The sequence below is a fragment of the Roseitalea sp. genome, assembly GCF_984466335.1.
In genome coordinates, this window is the sequence record NZ_CFIFWG010000038.1 from 1 (window position 1) to 20547 (window position 20547).

16 protein-coding genes and 1 pseudogene are annotated in these 20547 nt (G+C 66.6%); 13 read left to right on the forward strand and 4 right to left on the reverse strand.

The window, feature by feature from the left end; translation table 11 throughout:
• A partial coding sequence (locus AC5E6L_RS05450; RefSeq protein WP_491771808.1) for a DUF4164 family protein occupies positions 1-236 on the reverse strand: 236 nt, incomplete at its 3' end.
• 269 nt (positions 237-505) lie between these two features.
• Between AC5E6L_RS05450 and tkt the strand changes: the two genes are divergently transcribed.
• The 3 genes from tkt (at position 506) to AC5E6L_RS05465 (ending at position 4846) form a co-directional block, all read left to right on the forward strand.
• Positions 506-2509 carry a transketolase gene (gene tkt / locus AC5E6L_RS05455; RefSeq protein ID WP_491771810.1) on the forward strand — a complete coding sequence of 668 codons (2004 nt, stop codon included), beginning with the start codon at positions 506-508 and terminating at the stop codon, positions 2507-2509.
• A 47-nt stretch (positions 2510-2556) separates the two neighbouring features.
• A complete protein-coding gene (gene gap, locus AC5E6L_RS05460; protein ID WP_491771811.1) occupies positions 2557-3558 on the forward strand; it encodes a type I glyceraldehyde-3-phosphate dehydrogenase in 1002 nt (333 codons plus the stop codon).
• A gap of 94 nt (positions 3559-3652) precedes the next feature.
• Positions 3653-4846, forward strand: a complete 1194-nt coding sequence (locus AC5E6L_RS05465) for a phosphoglycerate kinase (RefSeq protein ID WP_491229418.1) — start codon at positions 3653-3655, stop codon at positions 4844-4846.
• Positions 4847-4862: 16 nt separating this feature from the next.
• On the opposite strand, the gene AC5E6L_RS05470 is transcribed toward AC5E6L_RS05465, so the two are convergent.
• Positions 4863-5330: a hypothetical protein gene (locus tag AC5E6L_RS05470; protein WP_491229417.1), complete on the reverse strand. Its 468-nt coding sequence runs from the start codon at positions 5328-5330 to the stop codon at positions 4863-4865.
• 282 nt (positions 5331-5612) lie between these two features.
• Here AC5E6L_RS05470 and AC5E6L_RS05475 point away from each other — a divergent pair, with 282 nt between their 5' ends.
• The 4 genes from AC5E6L_RS05475 (at position 5613) to AC5E6L_RS05490 (ending at position 10715) form a co-directional block, all read left to right on the forward strand.
• Complete coding sequence (locus tag AC5E6L_RS05475; protein WP_491230960.1) at positions 5613-6638, forward strand: class I fructose-bisphosphate aldolase; 1026 nt, start codon at positions 5613-5615, stop codon at positions 6636-6638.
• A gap of 78 nt (positions 6639-6716) precedes the next feature.
• A complete protein-coding gene (locus tag AC5E6L_RS05480; protein ID WP_491230959.1) occupies positions 6717-7514 on the forward strand; it encodes an SGNH/GDSL hydrolase family protein in 798 nt (265 codons plus the stop codon).
• Between the two features lie 294 nt (positions 7515-7808).
• Positions 7809-9740, forward strand: coding sequence for a propionyl-CoA synthetase (locus AC5E6L_RS05485; protein ID WP_491771814.1), 1932 nt, complete (start codon positions 7809-7811; stop codon positions 9738-9740).
• Positions 9741-9923: 183 nt separating this feature from the next.
• Positions 9924-10715: an SDR family NAD(P)-dependent oxidoreductase gene (locus AC5E6L_RS05490; protein ID WP_491771816.1), complete on the forward strand. Its 792-nt coding sequence runs from the start codon at positions 9924-9926 to the stop codon at positions 10713-10715.
• A gap of 230 nt (positions 10716-10945) precedes the next feature.
• On the opposite strand, the gene AC5E6L_RS05495 is transcribed toward AC5E6L_RS05490, so the two are convergent.
• Complete coding sequence (locus AC5E6L_RS05495; RefSeq protein WP_491228823.1) at positions 10946-11659, reverse strand: DUF1013 domain-containing protein; 714 nt, start codon at positions 11657-11659, stop codon at positions 10946-10948.
• A gap of 226 nt (positions 11660-11885) precedes the next feature.
• On the opposite strand from AC5E6L_RS05495, the gene AC5E6L_RS05500 reads away from it, so the two are divergent.
• Positions 11886-14072 carry an esterase-like activity of phytase family protein gene (locus tag AC5E6L_RS05500; protein ID WP_491771819.1) on the forward strand — a complete coding sequence of 729 codons (2187 nt, stop codon included), beginning with the start codon at positions 11886-11888 and terminating at the stop codon, positions 14070-14072.
• Between the two features lie 91 nt (positions 14073-14163).
• On the opposite strand, the gene AC5E6L_RS05505 is transcribed toward AC5E6L_RS05500, so the two are convergent.
• Positions 14164-15144: an NAD(P)H-quinone oxidoreductase gene (locus AC5E6L_RS05505; RefSeq protein WP_491228832.1), complete on the reverse strand. Its 981-nt coding sequence runs from the start codon at positions 15142-15144 to the stop codon at positions 14164-14166.
• A gap of 634 nt (positions 15145-15778) precedes the next feature.
• On the opposite strand from AC5E6L_RS05505, the gene rcdA reads away from it, so the two are divergent.
• The 5 genes and pseudogenes from rcdA to AC5E6L_RS05530 all read left to right on the forward strand — a co-directional run.
• Positions 15779-16294: a protease adaptor protein RcdA gene (gene rcdA / locus AC5E6L_RS05510; protein WP_491228825.1), complete on the forward strand. Its 516-nt coding sequence runs from the start codon at positions 15779-15781 to the stop codon at positions 16292-16294.
• A 120-nt stretch (positions 16295-16414) separates the two neighbouring features.
• Entirely contained in the window at positions 16415-17767 is a 1353-nt protein-coding gene (glmM, locus tag AC5E6L_RS05515; protein WP_491228826.1) for a phosphoglucosamine mutase, read from the forward strand.
• Positions 17768-17944: 177 nt separating this feature from the next.
• Positions 17945-18802, forward strand: coding sequence for an outer membrane protein (locus AC5E6L_RS05520; protein WP_491228827.1), 858 nt, complete (start codon positions 17945-17947; stop codon positions 18800-18802).
• 166 nt (positions 18803-18968) lie between these two features.
• Positions 18969-20147: a phosphoserine transaminase gene (locus AC5E6L_RS05525; RefSeq protein ID WP_491228828.1), complete on the forward strand. Its 1179-nt coding sequence runs from the start codon at positions 18969-18971 to the stop codon at positions 20145-20147.
• Positions 20148-20324: 177 nt separating this feature from the next.
• Positions 20325-20547: pseudogene (locus AC5E6L_RS05530) on the forward strand (phosphoglycerate dehydrogenase); the annotation flags it as partial.

Genomic DNA, 20547 nt, shown 5'->3' on the forward strand with positions numbered 1-20547 from the left:
GTCACGAGGCGCCGGGAGACTTCCCTGTTGACCTCTTCGAGCCGTCCGGCCCGCGCTTCGGACGCATCGAGGTCCTCGGCCAGTCGCGCCCGGTCGGCGTTGAGCCGCTGCACCTCCTCCTCCGCCTCGACCTGCTCGCGCCGCCTCTCCGCCGAGCGGTCGACCGCATCGTCGAGCACGGCGAGGGCGTTTTCGAGACGGTCAAGGACCCCGGTGATGGTTTGCGGACCGGCCATGGCGAGCGGATTATGGATTGTCAGGCAATCTTTGTCAGCAACAATAAGGCGTTAGCGTGTCTCGATAAGAGCGTGCTTAAAACTGCCTCCGGCACGCCCGAATCACAATGCCGGCCCAAGCCCGATGCACAGCTTTCCGGGCGCCGCCATTGCCTCCGCCCGCTTTGTTGACTCCGGTTTCCCACCTGCTATGTGTCGCGCGCGCTTTCTGGTCCGGAAAAGCGGTGCCGACCCGCCCCGCGCCCAACCGACATCAGCGGAAACCACATATGATTGAACGCGACAAACACGACCGGATGGCCCATGCGATCCGCGTGTTGGCCATGGACGCCGTGCAGGCCGCCAATTCCGGACATCCGGGCCTGCCCATGGGCGCCGCCGACATCGCGACCGTGCTCTTCACCCGGTTCATGAAGTTCGACCCCAAGCAGCCGCACTGGCCCGACCGGGACCGGTTCGTGCTTTCGGCCGGTCACGGCTCCATGCTGCTCTACGGCCTTTTGTACCTGCTCGGCTATGAGGACGTCACGATCGACGAGATCAGGAACTTCCGCCAGCTTGGCGCCAAGACCGCCGGCCATCCCGAGTTCGGTCATGCGGCGGGCATCGAGACGACGACGGGGCCGCTCGGCCAGGGGCTTGCCAACGGCGTCGGCATGGCGATCGCCGAGCGCAGGCTGCGCGCCGAATTCGGCGCCGATCTGGTCGATCACAAGACCTATGTGCTGGCCGGCGACGGCTGCCTGATGGAGGGGATCAGCCAGGAGGCGATCGCGCTCGCCGGCCATCTAAAGCTCTCCAGCCTGATCGTGATCTGGGACGACAACCGCATCACCATCGACGGCGACATCGCGCTGGCCGACTCCACCGATCAGGTGGCGCGCTTTGAGGCGTCGGGCTGGGCGACCGAGCGGATCGACGGCCACGACCCCGACGCGATCGCCGCCGCCCTTGAACGGGCCCAGGGCGCGGACCGGCCGACCCTGATCGCCGCCCGCACGACCATCGGCTTCGGCGCCCCGACCAAGGCGGGCACGGCCAAGGCGCACGGCGCGCCGCTCGGCCCCGAGGAGATCGCCGGCGCGCGCGCCGCCTATGGCTGGACCGCCCGCCCGTTCGAGGTGCCCTCGGACATTCTGGACGACTGGCGCGTGGCAGGGCTTTCGGCCGGCAAGGAGCGCGTGGCGTGGCGGAAGCGGCTCGATGCCGCCGAGAACGGCGTCAAGAGCGAGTTCGAGCGGCGCATGCGCGGCGACCTGCCGGCAACCTTCGCCAGCGCGGCCGAGGCCTACAAGGCCAGGCTCGCCGAGGACAAGCCGGCCGTCGCCACGCGCAAGGCGTCCGAGATGGCGCTCGGCGTGATCAACGGCGCGCTGCCGGAGACGCTTGGCGGGTCGGCCGACCTGACCGGCTCCAACAACACCAGGACCGAGCAGACCGGGCCGATCACGCCCGACGATTTCTCGGGTCGCTACATGCATTACGGCATTCGCGAGCATGCCATGGCGGCCGCCATGAACGGCATCGCGCTGCATGGCGGGCTGATCCCCTATGGCGGCACTTTCCTGGTCTTTTCCGACTATGCGCGGCCGGCCATGCGCCTGTCCTCGCTGATGGGCGTGCGCGTCGTCTACGTGATGACGCACGATTCGATCGGCCTTGGCGAGGACGGGCCGACCCATCAGCCGGTCGAGCATCTGGCCGCGCTCAGGGCCATTCCCAACCACCACGTGTTCCGGCCCGCCGACGCGATGGAGACCATGGAGTGCTGGGAACTGGCGCTCGGCGCGCCGGGAACGCCGGCCACCATCGCCCTGACCCGGCAGGGCCTGCCGACCGTGCGCACCGAGGCTACGGCCGAGAACCGCTGCGCGCGCGGCGCCTATGAGTTGGCGACCGCCGGCGAGGATGCTGTCGTTGCGGTCTTCGCGTCGGGTTCTGAGGTGCAGATCGCGCTTGAAGCACGCGACAGGCTGGAGGCGGCGGGCCATCCGGTCCGCGTCGTCTCGGTGCCCTGCATGGACCTGTTCGCACTTCAGTCGCCCGACTATCAGCGCGCCATCATCGGCGATGCGCCGGTCCGTATCGCCGTCGAGGCGGGCGTCGAGCAGGGCTGGGCGCGCTTCATCGGCGAGGACGGCGTGTTCATCGGCATGGACGGCTTTGGCGCCTCGGGGCCGCACAAGGCGCTCTATGCCCATTTCGGCATCACCGCCGACGCCGTCGTCGCGGCGGCCCAGGCGCGCCTGGGCCGCAGGACGGACGCGGCCTGAACCGGAGCAATCCAGGACGATCTTGTCGATCAGGAGACGGAGTAGATATGAGTGTGAAGGTAGCCATCAACGGTTTTGGCCGCATCGGCCGCAACGTGCTGCGCGCCATCGTCGAGAACGGCCGCGACGACATCGAGGTGGTCGCGATCAACGATCTGGGGCCGGTGGAGACCAATGCGCACCTCATGCGTTATGACAGCGTGCACGGCCGGTTTCCGGGCACGGTCACGGTGGACGGGGACACGATCGATGTGGGTCGCGGCCCGATCCGCGTCACCGCCGAGCGCGATCCGGCCAGGCTGCCCTGGTCCGACGTCGACATCGCGATGGAGTGCACGGGCATCTTCACCGCGCGCGACAAGGCGGCGATGCTGCTCGAAAGCGGCGCCGGACGTGTCCTGATCTCGGCGCCGGGCAAGGATGCCGACAGGACGGTCGTCTACGGCGTCAACCATGACGCGCTGACCGCCGACGATCATGTCGTCTCCAACGCCTCGTGCACGACCAACTGCCTGGCCCCGGTGGCCCATGTGCTGAACCAGGAGTTCGGCATCGAAAAGGGCTATATGACGACGATCCACGCCTATACGGGCGACCAGCCGACCCTCGATACGCTGCACAAGGATCTCTATCGCGGGCGCGCGGCGGCCATGTCGATGATCCCGACCTCGACCGGCGCGGCCAAGGCGGTCGGCCTGGTCCTGCCCGAACTGGCCGGCAAGCTGGACGGGTCGGCGATCCGCGTGCCGACCGCGAACGTCTCCGTCGTCGACCTCAAATTCGTGCCCTCGCGCGACGTGACGGCCGAGGAGGTCAACGCGGCGCTCAAGAAATGGGCCGACCAGCCGCTGCGCGGCATTTTAGGCTATGACACCGAGCCCAAGGTCTCCATCGACTACAATCACGACCCGCACTCGTCCAACTTCGCCGCGCCGCAGACCAAGGTGCTGGACGGCAATCTGGTGCGGGTGATGAGCTGGTATGACAATGAGTGGGGCTTTTCGTGCCGCATGGCTGACACGGCCGCCGCCATGGCGAGGCTGATGTAGGCGCAAACGCCCTTGCGGGGCCGATTGGCGTTGAATCCGCGCGGCATTCTTCATAGGAAGCCGGGCAGTTCTCCATGCCGGAAAGGCCCACCCGATGCCCTTCAAGACCCTTGACGACCTGACCGACATCGCCGGCAAGCGCGTGCTCGTGCGCGTCGATCTGAACGTGCCGATGCAGGACGGCCATGTGACCGACGCGACGCGGATCGAGCGCGTCGCGCCGACCGTCACCGAACTGTCGGACAGGGGCGCCAAGGTGATCCTTCTGGCCCATTTCGGCCGGCCCAGGGGCAGGGTGGTGCCGGAGATGTCGCTGGAGCCGGTCGCCCGCGCCGTCGAGGAGGCGATCGACCACAGGGTGTATTTCGCCGCCGATTGCATCGGCCGGACCGTTGCCGGGCGGATCGCGGACATGGCGGCCGGCGATATCGTGCTGCTCGAAAACACCCGCTTTCACGCCGGCGAGGAAGATAACGATCCCGCCTTCGCCGGGGCGCTGGCCGAAAATGGTGACATCTATGTCAACGACGCCTTTTCCGCCGCGCACCGGGCGCATGCGACGACCGAGGGGCTGGCGCGGCTGCTGCCGGCCCATGTCGGCCGGTCCATGCAGGCCGAACTCGAAGCGCTGGAGAAGGGGCTCGGCAATCCGGCGGAACCCGTCGTTGCCATTGTCGGCGGCGCCAAGGTGTCCACGAAGATCGCCCTTCTTGAGAACCTGGTCTCCAAGGTCGACGCGCTGGTGATCGGCGGCGGCATGGCCAACACCTTCCTCGCCGCAAGGGGCATCGATGTGGGCCGATCGCTGGCCGAGCACGATCTGGCCGATACCGCCAATGCGATCCTGGTCGAGGCGGGCCGGACCGGGTGCGCGATCGTGCTGCCGGTCGATGCGGTGGTGGCGCACGAATTCAGGGCGGGCGCCGCAAGCCGGACCGTGCCGGTCGAGCGGGTGCCGGCGGACGCGATGATCCTCGATGTCGGGCCGGCCACGGTCGCCAAGGTCAATGGCTGGATCGGCCAGGCTGCCACGCTGGTCTGGAACGGGCCGCTGGGCGCGTTCGAGATCGAACCGTTCGATGCGGCGACGATCGCCGCCGCAAGGCACGCGGCGGCCGAGACCGCGCGCGGCGCCCTCGTCTCGGTGGCCGGCGGCGGCGACACGGTGGCAGCGCTGAACAGGGCGGGCTGCGCCGAAAGGTTCAGCTACGTCTCGACCGCCGGCGGCGCGTTCCTGGAATGGATGGAGGGCAGGGCGCTGCCCGGTGTCGCCGCGCTTGACGTGTAGCGCTCATGCTTGTGGGTCAGAAGGTCCAGCATCCGCCGCAGCATACCTTGCCGCCGCAATTGAAGCAGCAGGTCGAGCATTCCATATCGACCCCTATGGAAGACTGTACGGCACTCATCAGAACCTGCTCGGCTTCCGCAAACTCATCGAGGTCGACGATCGGAGCCAATCCGACCTTTTCGTAAAGAGACGGATCCTCGTCGGCAGCCGCAAGGAACGTCGACAGGTCGGGTGCAAGTGTCGTCACCTGATCGCGCAGTTCCTCCACGCTGCCCTCGCCAGCATATTTTGCGAAGCGCAGCTGCATCGCGATGCAGCAGACCGGGTTGCCGCAAATCGGTGTGCAATCGGTTCGTGCAACGGTCTTGACGATGAAATCGGCCGTCAGCGATGGATCGAACGTGTCTATTGTGTCGTGGCCGTCGGCCAGTGCCGGCACGAGCCCGACCAAGATGACCATGACAAATGAAAGCAGTGATTTCATCGTTCATTCCTCCAATAAAGAGGTCTAGTATATCAGTTCTTGCAATAAAATTTAGATAGAAATAAGTATCCGTTGCACATGGGCGAATCAGGCCGCCGCGATCCCTCATGGACCGCCGCGTCGCCGGAGCCCTGGTCCCGCATCGTTTTTACCTGTCGCTCTGATTTTCGTGCGCAAATCGCAGGCGCCGTTCATTCAATCGATTGAGCGACCGATGGTCGTCTTTGACCATTCGAAACGGTCTGCTATGCGGTCGCGAACGGTTCGCACGAGGAGACGATGATGACCGAACGGCTTGAGGATATCGCCGAAAAGATGATGGCGCCGGGCAAGGGTCTTCTGGCCGCCGATGAATCGACCGGCACCATCAAGAAGCGGTTCGACGCCATCGGCGTCGAGAACAGTCAGGACAATCGGCGCGCCTATCGCGAGATGCTGTTCCGGTCCGCCAAGGCGATGGCCGAGAGCATCTCGGGCGTGATCCTGTTCGAGGAGACGCTCTATCAGAAAGCGGCGGACGGCACCCATCTGGCCGAACTGATCACGGCCGCCGGCGCGGTGCCGGGCATCAAGGTCGACAAGGGCGCAAAGCCGATGGCCGGCTTTGCCGGCGAGACGGTCACCGAGGGGCTGGACGGGCTGCGCGAGCGGCTCGACGCCTATTACGATGCGGGCGCGCGCTTCGCCAAATGGCGCGCGGTCATCGCGATCGGCGACGGCCTGCCGACGGCGGCGGCGATCGCCGCCAACGCCCATGCGCTCGCCCGCTATGCGATTCTGTGCCAGGAGCGGGGCATCGTGCCGATCGTCGAGCCCGAGGTGCTGATGGACGGCCCGTCGGCCGGCCATGATATCGACACCTGCTTTGCGGTCACGCTCGCCGTGCTGCAAAAAACGTTCGCCGAGCTTGTCGCGCTGCGCGTCGACCTCGAAGGCATGGTGCTCAAGCCCAACATGGTGATCGCGGGGCGGGACTGTCCCGTCCAGGCCAGCCGCGAGGAGGTCGCCGAAAAGACGGTGCTTTGCCTGAAGACCGCCGTTCCCGCGGCGGTTGCCGGCATCGCTTTCCTGTCGGGAGGCCAGTCGGACGAGCAGGCGACCGCGCATCTGTCGCTGATGAACGAGATCGGCGGCATGCCCTGGCCGCTGACCTTCTCCTACGGGCGGGCGCTCCAGGCGGCCGCTCTGGCGGCCTGGGGCGGCAAGGCGGAGAACGTCGCCGCCGGCCAGGCGGCCTTCGCGCACCGGGCGAGGATGAACGCGCTGGCGGCGGCCGGACAATGGAGCCGGGAGCGGGAAGCGGCCTGAGGCGCCGGCGCCTGCCGTCTTCCAACCGAAACGGATTCGCCCTAATATCATCGGTCTGCAAGGCTTTCTGGCGGGACGATGACCGACCTGACGCAACCACCGACGACGACGGCGCTCTATTCCTGGGCGATGTTCCCGATCTATGCGTGGCAGGGCATCCGGCTGCGCATGCGCATCGAGCGGCTGCTGCCGATCGATGCGCCCGGCGAGGGCAGCATTGCCGGCGCCAAGGGCGAGGTGCGGCTCCTGGTGATGGGCGATTCGACGGTCGCCGGCGTTGGCATGCGGACGCTTGAAGACACGCTCGCCTTCAGCATTGCCCGCGCGGTCAACGAGGCCACCGGCTGGACCGTCAACTGGCGCGCCGCGGCCGGCAATTCGGCGACCGCGTCCGACATTCGCGACCATATCCTCCCCCATGTCGAAGCGCGCGACTGGACCCATGTGGTCCTTTCGGTGGGCATCAACGACATGAAGAACTTCCACGTGGTGCGGCGTTTCAAGCGCGATTTCGGCTCGCTGCTCTATGCCGCGCGCACCCGCTTTCCGCAGGCGCGCATCATCTGGTGTCCGATCCCCGACATGCGCCAGTGCCCGGTCCTGCCCAGGACGCTTGGCCGGATTCTCGCCGCGCGCGCCGAACTGATCAACGCGATGGGCGCGCGCATGTGCCGCGAGCGCGGCGGCATCGTCACCGAACGCGTTCCCCCGCAGACGCGCGGCGCATTCGCCCGCGACGGATTCCACCCCAATGGGGAGGGGTATCGTGTCTGGGGCCGGCACTTCGCCCGCTGGATCGTGCCGACGGGCGATCGCGGGGACGCCTTGTCCGGCCCGGCTGTTTCCGACGTCACGCCGCTGCGCCAGGCCGGGTAGCGCGCTTGGGCAACCCGAAGCTCGCCCTTCGGGGCTCGGCTTCGGCAAGCTCGGCGTCGCGCCTCGGGGCGGGGGCGATGATGGCTTGTACATGGCTTGTACTTGGGGATGGGTGCGATGGCAGAACGCGCCGTCTCCCCTCGTCCTTGGAGCCTCGACAAGGACAGCCAAACCATCGTCGGATGGACGCGCGGCGCGGCCGGTCATAAGACATCATGATCGCGCAGGCGGGTCGGCGGGCGCGGCAAGTGCCGCCGGGGGGAGGGCCTGCGCGCCGATCGGGAGGAGGCGCGGATGGACAATCAATCGCAGTACGGGCGCGTCTATGCGCACTGGCTGTCGGACCCTTGCGGCTTCTGGGCCGAGCAGGCGGCGGCGATCGACTGGTTCTCGCCCTGGGACGAGGTCCTCGACGCGGATCGGGGCGTCTATGGCCGCTGGTTCGCGGGCGCGACCTGCAACACGTGCCACAACGCCGTCGACCGGCATGTGGCAGCCGGGCACGGCGATCGCGCGGCGATCATCCACGACAGTCCGGTCACCGGCACCGTGCGGACGGTCAGCTATGGCGAACTGCGCGACGAGGTGCAGGCGCTCGCCGCCGTCCTGCGCGATCTGGGCGTCGGCAAGGGCGACCGGGTGATGATCTACATGCCCATGGTGCCCGAGGCGGTCGTGGCGATGCTGGCGGCGGCGCGGCTGGGCGCGGTGCATTCGGTGGTCTTCGGCGGGTTCGCCGGCGCCGAGTTGGCGACCCGCATCGACGACTGCCATCCCAAGGTGATCGTCACCGCCTCGTGCGGCATCGAGCCCAACCGCATCGTCGAATACATGCCCCTGATCGAGCACGGGCTGGCGGAGGCGGACTTTTCGCCGTCCCACCTCGTCGTCCTGCAACGGCCCCAGCATATGGCGGTGCTGAAGGAGGGCCGCGATGTCGACTATCGCGCCGGTGTCGACGCGCACCGCCAGGCGGGCACCGCCGTCGCGTGCGTGCCGGTCGAGGCGACCGATCCGCTCTACATCCTCTATACGTCCGGCACGACCGGCCAGCCCAAGGGCGTGGTGCGCGACAATGGCGGCCACATGGTCGCGCTGAAATGGTCGATGGATGCGATCTACGACATCAGGCCCGGCGAGGTGTTCTGGGCCGCCTCGGACGTCGGCTGGGTCGTCGGTCATTCCTATATCGTCTATGCGCCCCTCCTGCACGGGGCGACGACGCTGATGTTCGAGGGCAAGCCGGTCGGCATGCCCGATGCCGGCGTCTTCTGGCGCGTCATCGAGCAGCACAAGGTGGCGGCGCTCTTCACCGCGCCGACGGCGATCCGCGCGATCAAGAAGGAGGATCCCGGGGGCGTCCTGATCGGCGACTACGATCTTTCGGGCCTGCGCACGCTGTTCCTCGCCGGCGAGCGGGCCGATCCGGACACGATCCGCTGGGCCGAGACGGCACTGAACGTGCCCGTCATCGACCATTGGTGGCAGACCGAGACCGGTTGGGCGATCGCCGGCAACCCGGTGGGTCTGGGCCGGCTTCCGGTCAAGATCGGCTCGCCGACCGTGCCGATGCCGGGCTATGACGTGCAGGTTCTGGACGACGAGGGCCATCCCGTCGAGGCCGGAACGCTCGGCAACATCGTCCTCAGGCTGCCCTTGCCGCCTTCCTGCCTGCCGACATTGTGGAACGCCGATGCGCGGTTCAGGGCGGCCTATCTCGACGCGTTTCCCGGCTACTACAAGACGGCGGACGCGGGCTACAAGGACGAGGACGGCTACGTCTTCATCATGGCGCGCACCGACGACATCATCAATGTCGCCGGCCACCGCCTGTCCACCGGCGCCATGGAGGAGGTGATCGGCGCTCATCCCGATGTCGCCGAATGCGCCGTGATCGGCATCGCCGACGATCTGAAGGGCCAGTTGCCCGCCGGTTTCCTGATCCTCAATGCCGGCGTCGACAGGAGCGACGCCGAGATCGAAAAGGCCGTCGTCGGGCTGGTGCGCGAGGAGATCGGCCCGGTCGCCGCCTTCAAGATCGCCCTCACCGTCAAGCGCCTGCCCAAGACGCGCTCGGGCAAGATCCTGCGCGGCGTGATGCAGAAGATCGCCGACGACCAGCCCTGGAAGACGCCGGCGACGATCGACGATCCGGCGATCCTCGACGAGATCGGCCAGGCGCTGAAGGCGCGCGGCATCGGGGCGATCGGCGGGAAGGTGGCGTGACGCCGCAAATCCAAACGCGCCTGACCGTAAAGGCATGGCTCTTGTACGCAGACGGTTTTGCGGTCGCAATTCGTGACCCCATACAGGGGCGGTTGCGATAGCCGAACCCACCGGGCTGTGCCGTTTCCTCGGAGCGCAAAAAGAGCTAGCGTCCGGCCGTCATTGAAACGGCGGGAGGCACCCATGGCACTCGACGGCAAGATCGCCATCGTCACCGGCGGCGCGCAGGGCATCGGCTACGGCATCGCCAAGCGCTTCCTGCAGGACGGCGCGCGCGTGGCTCTCGCCGACCTCGAAAAGAAGAAGGGCGAGGCCGCCGAGGAATCGCTCGCCGATCTGGGCGAGGTCCGGTTCATCCCCGCCGATGTCGGCAACCGGCTGGACGTGCACAACATGGTCGCCGCCGTCATCGAGAGCTGGGGCGACATAGACGTGCTCGTCAACAATGCCGGCATCGTCCATGGCGCGGACTTCCTCGACGTCACCGAGGCCGATTTCGACCGTGTACTGCGGGTGAACCTGAAGGGGGCGTTCCTGTGCGGCCAAGCGGTCGGCCGGTATATGGTCGAAAAGGTCAAGGCCGGTGGGCCGGCGGGGGCGATCGTCAATATGGGTTCGATCAACGGCACCGTCGCGATCCCCGACCAGGTGCCCTATTGCGTCTCCAAGGGCGGCATCGCCCAGTTGACCAGGGTGATGGCGCTGTCGCTCGCGCCCCACGGCATCCGCGTCAACGCGGTCGGGCCGGGCTCGGTCATGACCGGGATGCTGGCATCGGTGAACGCCGATGCGGCGGCGCGCCGGCGCATCCTGTCGCGCACCCCGCTGCTCAGGATCGGCGAGGTCGGCGAGATCGCGGCGGCGGTGGCGTTCCTGGCCTCGAACGAGGCGAGCTACATGACCGGCGAGACCATCCACGCCGATGGCGGGCGGCTGGCGCTCAACTATGTCGTCGACCTTCCCGACGAGATCTGAAGACAAGCCCGTTCGATCTCCTGACGCAATGCCGTCAGGAGCCCCGTGCGATACCACCCCTGCCTCGGCAACCCGGCGCCCGGCTCAAATCTGTCGAGATCCGTGCGCCGGCGCACCGCATCAGCGCCGAAGAGCGCTGCAAGCTCGACATGCTGGGGCGGCACCTGGACCGTGATCGGCTGGGACCGTGATCGGCTGGTGCCTGAAGCGGCACGATTTCCGCCTCGTTCCTACTCCTCCGCTTTTTCTTCATCGTCCTTCTTGAGCGCGTTGAGCCTGGCGAACACGGCGTCCGCGTCGATTTCCTCTTCGGCCGGCCGCGGCGCGGGCGGCTCGTCGCCACCGGCGAACACGGGCATGGTCTCGGTCTGGGAGGCCGGCAGAAGCGTGTCGCCGGTCTCGGCGGGCACCTCGGCCGGGCGGTTCTTGGCCGCCTTCTGCACCTCGAAATCAAGGTCGATCTGCGAGCAAAGGCCGAGCGCCACCGGATCGACCGGCTGTAGGTTGACCGAGTTCCAGTGGGTGCGGTTCCGCACCTGCTCGATCGTGTTCTTGGTGGTGCCGACCAGGCGCGAGATCTGCGCATCCTTGAGCTCGGGATGGTGCCGCACAAGCCACAGGATGGCGTTCGGCCGGTCCTGGCGCTTGGAAACGGGCGTGTAGCGCGGCCCCTTGCGCTTGGCCTGCGGAACGCGCACCTTCGGCTCGGACAGTTGCAGCACATGGCCGGGGTCCGCTTCGCCCTTGGCGATTTCCTCGCGCGTCAACTGGCCGTTGCTGATCGGATCGACGCCCTTGATGCCCTGCGCCGATTCCTCGTCGGCGATCGCCTTGACCTCAAGCGGGTGCAGCGAGCAGAAGCTGGCGATCTGATCGAAGGTCAGAGCCGTGTTGTCGACCAGCCAGACGGCCGTCGCCTTGGGCATGAGAAGCTGGTTTGCCATGTGCGCATTCCCTTGAAGATAAAATCGTCTTGTCCGTCCGCGCCGGTGCCGCGGGCGTGGCCTTGACCGCCAATGTCCGGAATATCGGATCGATATACGCCCCGCCGCCGCCAAGCGCAATGGCGTTGCCGTTTGTGAACGGTCATCTTTGTTTCATCAAACCGTCACGCAACTGTCATGCGTCCACGGAAAGAGGGCTGCATTTCTTTCCCCTGAGGAACCCACCATGCACAAAGTCCTTCTTACGTCCGCCGCCGCGGTCGCGATCGCTGCCGGCCTTTCGGCGGCGGCCGGCGCCGAATCCTTCAACCGCATCGCCTCGTTCCCGGTCAATGAGAACATCCCGGCCGAGATGGGCCAGGACAGCGAAAGCTCGTCCGAGATCATCGATGTGACCGAGGATGGCATGATGCTGGTCTATTCGGACAGCCCGCTGGGCGGCATCGGCAGGGTCGACATTTCCGATCCGGCCAATCCGGTCGCCGCCGGCTTCGTGGCGCTCGACGGCGAGCCGACCGCCGTCGCCGTCCGGGGCGGCCGCGCCGTCGTCGGCCTGAACACGTCGGAAAGCTACACCGACCCGTCCGGCCGGCTCGTCTCGGTCAATCTGGCTTCGGGCGCTGTCGAACAGGCTTGCGATCTTGGCGGCCAGCCCGATTCGGTCGCCATCTCGCCGGACGGCACGATGGTCGCCGTCGCGATCGAGAACGAGCGCGACGAGGACCTCAATGACGGGATGATCCCGCAAATGCCCGCCGGCTTCGCCGTGACCTATCGCCTGGCCAGCGGCGCGATCGACTGCGACAGCCGCCTCGCAATCGACCTGACCGGCCTTGCCGAGATCGCCGGCGACGATCCCGAGCCCGAATTCGTCGACATCAATTCGGCCAATGAAGTGGTCGTCTCGCTTCAGGAAAACAACCATATCGCCATTTTCGACGGCCATTCGGGCGCGGTGGTCTCGCACTTCTCGGCCGGCGCGGTCGATCTCGACAATGTCGATGTGGACGAGGAACGCGCGCTGACCTTCGACGGCGCGCTTGAAGGCGTGGTGCGCGAGCCCGATGCCGTCAAATGGCTCGACAATGACCGCATCGTCACCGCCAATGAGGGCGATTACCAGGGCGGCTCGCGCGGCTTCACGATCTTCTCGAAGGAAGGCGAGGTCCTGTACGAGAGCGGCCTTTCCTTCGAATATGAGGTGGCGATGCTCGGCCACTATCCCGAGAAGCGTTCGGGCAACAAGGGCGTCGAGCCCGAGGGCATGGAAGTGGCCGAGATCGGCGGCGCGACGTACATCTTCCTTCTGTCCGAGCGCGGGTCGGTGGTCGGCGTTTATCGCGACAATCCCGGAGGCGATCCCGAACTGACGCAAATCCTGCCGACCGCGCTCGGCCCGGAAGGCGCGGTCGCGATCCCGCAGCGCAACCTGCTTGCGGTCGCCAACGAGGTGGACCTGATCGACGATGGCGGCGTGCGCAGCCATGTGACGATCTACCGGCTGGGCGCGGGCGAAGCCCAATATCCGACCATCCGCTCGATGCTGGACGAACAAGGCCGCCCGATCGGCTTCGGCGCGCTGTCCGGCCTTGCCGCCGATCCCGAACGGCCCGGCATCCTTTATGCGGTCAACGACTCGTTCTACGCCATGCAGCCCACGATCTTCACGATCGACGCAAACCGGACGCCGGCGCAGATCACCGCGGCGACGCGCGTCACGCGCGGCGGCGCCAACGCCCAGCTTCTCGATCTGGAAGGCATCACACCGGACGGCGAAGGCGGCTTCTGGCTGGCCTCGGAGGGGCGCACGGGCCGCATGGTCCCGCACGGCCTTTACCGCGTGAACGGCGATGGCGAGATCAAGGACAGCATTGCGTTCCCGCCCGAACTGCTGGCGGTCGAAAAGCGCTTCGGCTCGGAAGGCGTCACCAAGGTCGGCGACACGCTCTGGGTGGCCATCCAGCGCGAATGGGCCGATGACGAGGACGGTTTCGTCAAGCTCGTCGCCTACGACATCGAGACCGAGGAATGGGGCGCGGTGCGCTATCGGCTGGAGCCCAAGGGCGCCGGCTGGATCGGCCTGTCGGAGATCGTCGCCCATGGCGATTTCGTCTACGTCATCGAGCGCGACAACCAGATCGGCGCCGCGGCACGGCTCAAGAAGATCTTCCGCGTGCCGCTGTCGGAGATGCGGCCGGCGCCGCTGGGCGGCGATCTGCCGGTCGTCAGCAAGCAGGAGGTGCGCGATCTTCTGCCCGACATGGCGGCCTTCGGCGGCTATGCGCTCGACAAGGTCGAGGGCCTGGCGATCGACGCCAATGGCGACTTCTTCGTGGTCACCGACAATGACGGCGTGGACGATTCCAACGGCGAGACGCTGTTCATGCGCCTGGGCCAGCTCGTCGGCTCGTAAACGGCTTGATCGGCGACGGCGATGCGAACGGGGCCGGGCCGCGCGCCCGGCTTGTTCGTGGGGCTCGGCGTTTCGTCCCGGTCCGTGGGGTTCAGGTGGCGTCCAGAACGATCTTGCCGGTGTGGACCCTTTGTTCCATGCGCTCATGGGCGCGCCAGGCATCGGCGAGCGGGAAGACCATGTCCATCACCGGCGCGATGCGCCGCTGCGCGAGCAGCGGCCAAACCGTTTTTTCCAGTTCCGCCGCAAGGCGCGCCTTGAACTCGGCCGATCGCGGACGGAGCGTGGAGCCGGTGTGGGTCAGCCGTTTGCGCATCAGCTTGGAGAAGTCGGCCTCCACGCGCTGGCCCTTCAGAAAGGCGATCTGAACGATCCGCCCGTCCCTCGCCGCGGCCGTGTAGTTACGGTCGACATAATCGCCGCCGACCATGTCGAGGATGACGTTGGCGCCGCGCCCGTCGGTGGCATGGCGCACCGCCTCGACGAAGTCCTCGGTGCGGTGGTTGACGGCCCGCTTGGCGCCAAGCTCCACGCATGTGCGGCACTTTTCGTCGGTGCCTGCCGTCACGATCACATGCGCTCCGAACGCGACGGCGAATTGGATGGCCGTGGTGCCGATTCCGGATGTGCCGCCATGGACCAGCAGCGTCTCGCCGCGCTTGAGGCCGCCGCGTTCGAACACATTGTGCCAGACGGTGAAGAAGGTTTCGGGAATCGCGGCCGCCTCGGTCATGGTCAGGCCCTCGGGCACGCTCAGGCAATGCGTGGCGTGCGCGATGCAATGCTCGGCGTAACCGCCGCCGGGCACCAGCGCGCAGACCTCGTCGCCGACGCTCCAGCGCGACACACCGGTGCCGAGCGCGTCGATCCGGCCGGCGATCTCCAGGCCCGGCACGTCGCTTGCGCCTTTCGGGGGAGGGTATGCGCCCTGTCGCTGCAACACGTCCGGCCGGTTGACCCCGGCGGCATGGACCCTGATGCGCACCTCCCCCCGGTCCGGCTGGGGTATCGGCCGTCGCTCGGGGCGCAGCACCTTGGGCCCGCCAGGTTCGGTGATGGTGATTGCAATCATCTGTGTCATCGTCGACGATCCTGCGCTGTCCGTTCGGCCCAGGTCTGTCGATGAGGCGGCCTTATGTGGCAACCGGCAAAAACTGGGGAGGCAGATGCCTTGCCCGAAACCTAGCCGTCGCTACAGCCCGCGCGCGAGACGCGGCCCGTCCTCCTTGCCGGCCAGGATATCTCGCTTTTGTCCCGCAATGAACCCGATGTGCCGGTCGAGCCGCTGCGCGCCGGAAGCGCGCCCATCGAGGCCGGTATCGCAAGCCGCGCCTGCGCGGCCGGAGCACGGCCCAAGCAGCCTTCGGACAAGCAGCCTTCGGGAAATGGGCCGTTAAATTTCACCGCGGTGCTATTGTGTTAACCTGATGTTAAGCTTTATGCGCGTTTACTACATCTGTTCGAATTTCATTCGAATTCAATCAGAGTGACCACGTTGCTTTGTTTGACGCCTCCCTGTTTAACTCCTGAGAGCCGTTTTCACGGCTCTTTTTTTGTCCGGTTTCCGCGTCCGGCGGTGCCCGGCGGCGCGTTAACCGTCCGTTAAGGATGCGCTTGCCTCGCTGTGTGAAACGTTCGACAATCGTGGCGTTCAGGTGACTGGCGCGCGATGAATGTGCCAGCGGCGTCAGCAGGGATCGCGTGACATGGCAGGCGGGTCAAATACAATCCGGTTCATCGATCACAAGGTCGCTTCGCCGTCGTTCACCGAGCTTTATGGCGAGGGCATGCAACTGGTCGAGGAGACCGCCGCCTATCTGGACGGCGACGGCCGACGCGAGGCCAAGGCGCTGGCGCGCCCGGTGGCAACGCTGTATGCGGCCGAATCCATGCGCCTGACGACCCGGCTGATGCAGATGGCCTCCTGGTTGCTGTTGCAGCGTGCCCTTGCCAACGGCGAGATGACGGCGGATCAGGTCGACAGCGAAAAGAGCAAGATACGGCTCGACGGCCCGGCGCCGGGGGGCGATCTTGAGAACTGGAACGCACTTCCTGAACGCTTCCGCGGCCTGACGCGCCGCTCATTGCGCTTGCAGGCGCGCATGCAGCGCATGGACATTCATCTTGCCGGAGATGCGGGGCCGGTCCGTGCCGCCGCCCCGGCCGACAATCCGGTCAACACGCAGATCGACCTGCTCAAGACCGCCTTCGGCGACCGGTGATGCCGGCCTCGCATTCGCGCGCTGAAACCGTTTGAAAGGTTTTTGTGCTTTCGTTGCGCGCCGGGCCTGTATTATGGCGCGGAGCGGATACGGGGCGTCCTTGAGCCGGAGTGAAATCAGATGACACGTCGCTATTTCGGCACCGACGGCATTCGCGGCACGGCTAATGTCGGCAAGATGACGCCGGACGTGGCGATGAAGGTCGGCATGGCGGCGGGCGTCGCCTTCCAGCGCGGCAAGCACCGCCATCGCGCCGTGATCGGCAAGGACACGCGCCTTTCGGGCTACATGCTGGAGAATGCGCTCGTGGCCGGGTTCACCTCGATGGGCATGGACGTGTTCCTGCTCGGCCCGGTGCCGACGCCGGCCGTCGCGATGCTGACCCGCTCGTTGCGCGCCGACATCGGCGTGATGATCTCGGCTTCGCACAATTCGTTCCAGGACAACGGGATCAAGCTGTTCGGACCCGACGGCTACAAGCTCTCCGACCGGATCGAGGTCGAGATCGAGCGCTATATGGGCCAGGATCTGACCGGCCAGTTCGCCAAGGCGGGCGATATCGGCCGCGCCAAGCGCGTGGACGGCGACCTCTACCGGTACATCGAATATGCCAAGCGCACCTTTCCCCGCGCCCTGAGCCTTTCCAAGCTGCGCGTCGTCGTCGACTGCGCCAACGGCGCCGCCTACAAGGCCGCGCCCGCGGCCCTTTGGGAGCTGGGCGCCGAGGTGGTGGCGATCGCAAACGAGCCGAACGGGCTCAACATCAATCGCGACTGCGGTTCGACCAACCCCAACGCGCTGCGCGCCAAGGTGAGCGAAGTGCGCGCCGATCTGGGCATCGCGCTCGACGGCGACGCCGACCGTGTGCTGGTGGTCGACGAGAAGGGCGACATCGTCGACGGCGACCAGCTGATGGCGATGATCGCCGAGGACTGGAAGCGGCGCGAGCAGTTGCGCGGCGAGGGGATCGTGGCGACCGTCATGTCCAATCTGGGCCTTGAGCGGTTTCTGGGCGACCACGCGCTCGGCCTGGCCCGCACACGGGTCGGCGACCGCTATGTGGTCGAGCACATGCGTGCCCATGGCTACAATGTCGGCGGCGAGCAGTCCGGCCACATCATCCTCTCCGACCATGCGACGACCGGCGACGGGCTGATCAGCGCGTTGCAGGTGCTGGCCTGCCTTGTGGCGGGCGGACGGCCGGCCAGCGAGGCGTGCCGCAAGTTCGAACCCGTGCCGCAGGTGCTCAAGAATGTGCGGTTCGGCGGCGGCGCGCCGCTTGAGGATGCGCGCGTCAAGAGCGCGGTCGAGGATGCGCGGCAGAAGCTGGGCAATGAAGGCCGCCTGGTGATCCGCCCTTCGGGCACCGAACCGCTGATCCGCGTGATGGCCGAGGGCGACGACCCGGATCTGGTCGAGCGCATCGTCGACGGCATCGTCGATGTGATCGCCGACCTGAAGACGGCGGCCTGACATCGCCGTTTCGGGTCCGCGGCCCGGCGGCCCTTGCGCGCCGTAATGAGGGCGCCCGCGCGCGGCTATGGTCAATAAACACGGTTAAGCGCGTTTTAACCTTTGCCGCCGCATATTCTGCGCGAGCATGACCAGCGCCCGATGCCATATCGGGTCCGGCTGTCCGAGGGGATGACCATGAAGTATGCAGCAGCAGGACTTGCCGTCTTTGGGGCCATGGCGGCGGCGCTCGGCACGACCGCGCATGCGGCCGACCTCTATGAGCCGCCGGTCATCGAAGCGCGGCCCGTGCACTATCCCGAGGTGGTGCCGAAGAAAGTGTCGGGCTGGTATATTCGCGGCGATGTGGGCTATCTGTGGAGCCGGTTCGGCGGCGCGGACTACATCACCTACGGCGCCGGCGTCCCCGGAACGCCGGGCTTTCTCGATGGCAAGCTGAAGGGCACCTTCTCGGTCGGCGGCGGCGTCGGCTATCAGATCGGCCACTATCTGCGCACAGACCTGACGCTGGACTACAGCTTCAAGTCGGACTTCGAAGGCTCGACAACCGGAACCTGTACCAGCGGCGGCGCGACGCTGACCTGTACGTCGGCCGACACGACCGGCTATCAGGCCTGGACGCTGCTCGCCAACGCCTATGTCGATCTTGGCACCTACAGCGGCATCACGCCCTATGTCGGCGGTGGCATCGGCGGGGCTTATGTGCAGTGGCACAACCTTTCGAACACGATTCCGGCCGGGTTCGATCAGTCGGGAACCTTTATCCATGCGGGCACCTCCGACTGGCGCTTCGCCTACGCGCTGATGGCGGGTGTCTCCTATGCGGCGACCCATAGGATATCGGTCGACCTGGGCTATCGCTACAAGCACATCTCCGGCGGCCGCATGTTTGAATATGCCGCATCGACGGGTCCCGGTTTCGATCGCTCGATCAATGTGCACGAGGTGCGCGCCGGCCTGCGCTACAAGTTCGGCAGCTTCCAAAAGCCCTACCACCCGCCGAAACCGTACGAACCGCCGGTCGTCTACAAGTAACGCCCGCTTCACCGCTCTTTCGCAAAGCCCGGCCCCTCCGGCCGGGCTTTTTGCGTGCGCGGGCATCGTCACGAGAACGTCGCTTGACCGCGACGCCAGGCAGGACTAAGCCCCCCGGCGGGACACCTCTCCCCAACGAGAGGCAGCTATCTGAAAGGATAGAGACATGACAGCCGACCCCGTCAGGCCGGACATGCGTCCGGCCGATATCCGTTTTTCATCCGGCCCTTGCAAGAAGCGTCCGAACTGGTCCGCCGACCGGCTTTCGACCGCTTCGCTCGGCCGTTCCCACAGATCGAAGATCGGCAAGGCCCGCCTGAAGCGCGCGATCGATCTGACGCGCGAGATATTGCGCGTGCCGGACGATTACCGCATCGCCATCGTGCCCGCGTCCGACACGGGCGCGGTCGAGATGGCGCTGTGGTCCATGCTCGGCGCGCGCGGCGTCGACATGCTGGCCTGGGAGTCGTTCGGCGCGGGCTGGGTGACCGATGTCGTCAGGCAGATCAAGCTGGAAGACGCGCGGGTGCTGGATGCGCCCTATGGCGCACTGCCCGACCTCGGCCGGGTCGATTTCGACCGCGACGTCGTCTTCACCTGGAACGGGACGACCTCGGGCGTGCGCGTACCGAACGGCGATTTCATCCCCGCCGACCGGCAGGGGCTGACGATTTGCGATGCGACCTCTGCCGCCTTCGCCCAGAACCTCGATTTCGCCAAGCTCGATGTGACGACCTTCTCCTGGCAGAAGGTGCTGGGCGGGGAGGGCGGCCATGGCGTCCTCATCCTGTCGCCGCGCGCCGTCGAGCGGCTGGAAAGCTATGCGCCGCCCTGGCCGCTGCCGAAGATCTTCCGCCTGACCAAGGGCGGCAGGCTGATCGAGGGCATTTTCGAGGGCGCGACCATCAACACGCCCTCGATGTTGTGCGTGGAGGACTGTATCGACGCGCTCGAATGGGCGCAGGCGATCGGCGGGTTGGACGCGCTGGTCGCGCGGGCCGACGCGAACCTGGCGGTGATCCAGTCCTTCGTCGATTCGGTCGACTGGCTGGACAATCTGGCCGCCGATCCGGCGACCCGCTCCAACACCTCGGTCTGCCTGAAGATCACCGATCCGGCCGTCACCGCGATGGACGAGGCCGGGCAGGCCGCGTTCGCCAAGGCCATGGTGTCTGCGCTCGAAGCCGAGGGCGCCGCGCTCGACATCGGCGCCTATCGCGACGCGCCGCCGGGCCTGCGCATCTGGGCCGGCGGCACGGTCGAGACCGCCGACCTTGAGGCGTTGATGCCGTGGCTCGCCTGGGCGTTCGAGATGCGGAAGACGGCGCTGAGGCAAGCGGCCTGATTTCGCCTGCGCCACCGGTGGTTCCTCATGCTGATATGCGAGCCACCATTCCCTGCCCCTTCGAGGCTCGCTGCGCTCGCACCTCGGGATGAGGGAATGGCGGCGAGCACTCGAAGTGCGAGGAACCGCTGGCACTGGCACCCCTGACCCAAACTCTCTCCACCAAGGACCCAATCCATGAAACCCCGCGTTCTCGTTTCCGACAAGCTGTCTCCCACCGCCGTTCAGATCTTCAGGGACCGCGGCGTCGACGTCGATTTCCAGCCCGACCTCGGCAAGGACAAGGACGGGCTGCTCGCCGCGATCGGCGGCTATGACGGTCTCGCCATCCGCTCGGCGACCAAGGTCACCGGAAAGCTGATCGCCGCCGCCGACAGGCTCAAGGTGATCGGCCGGGCGG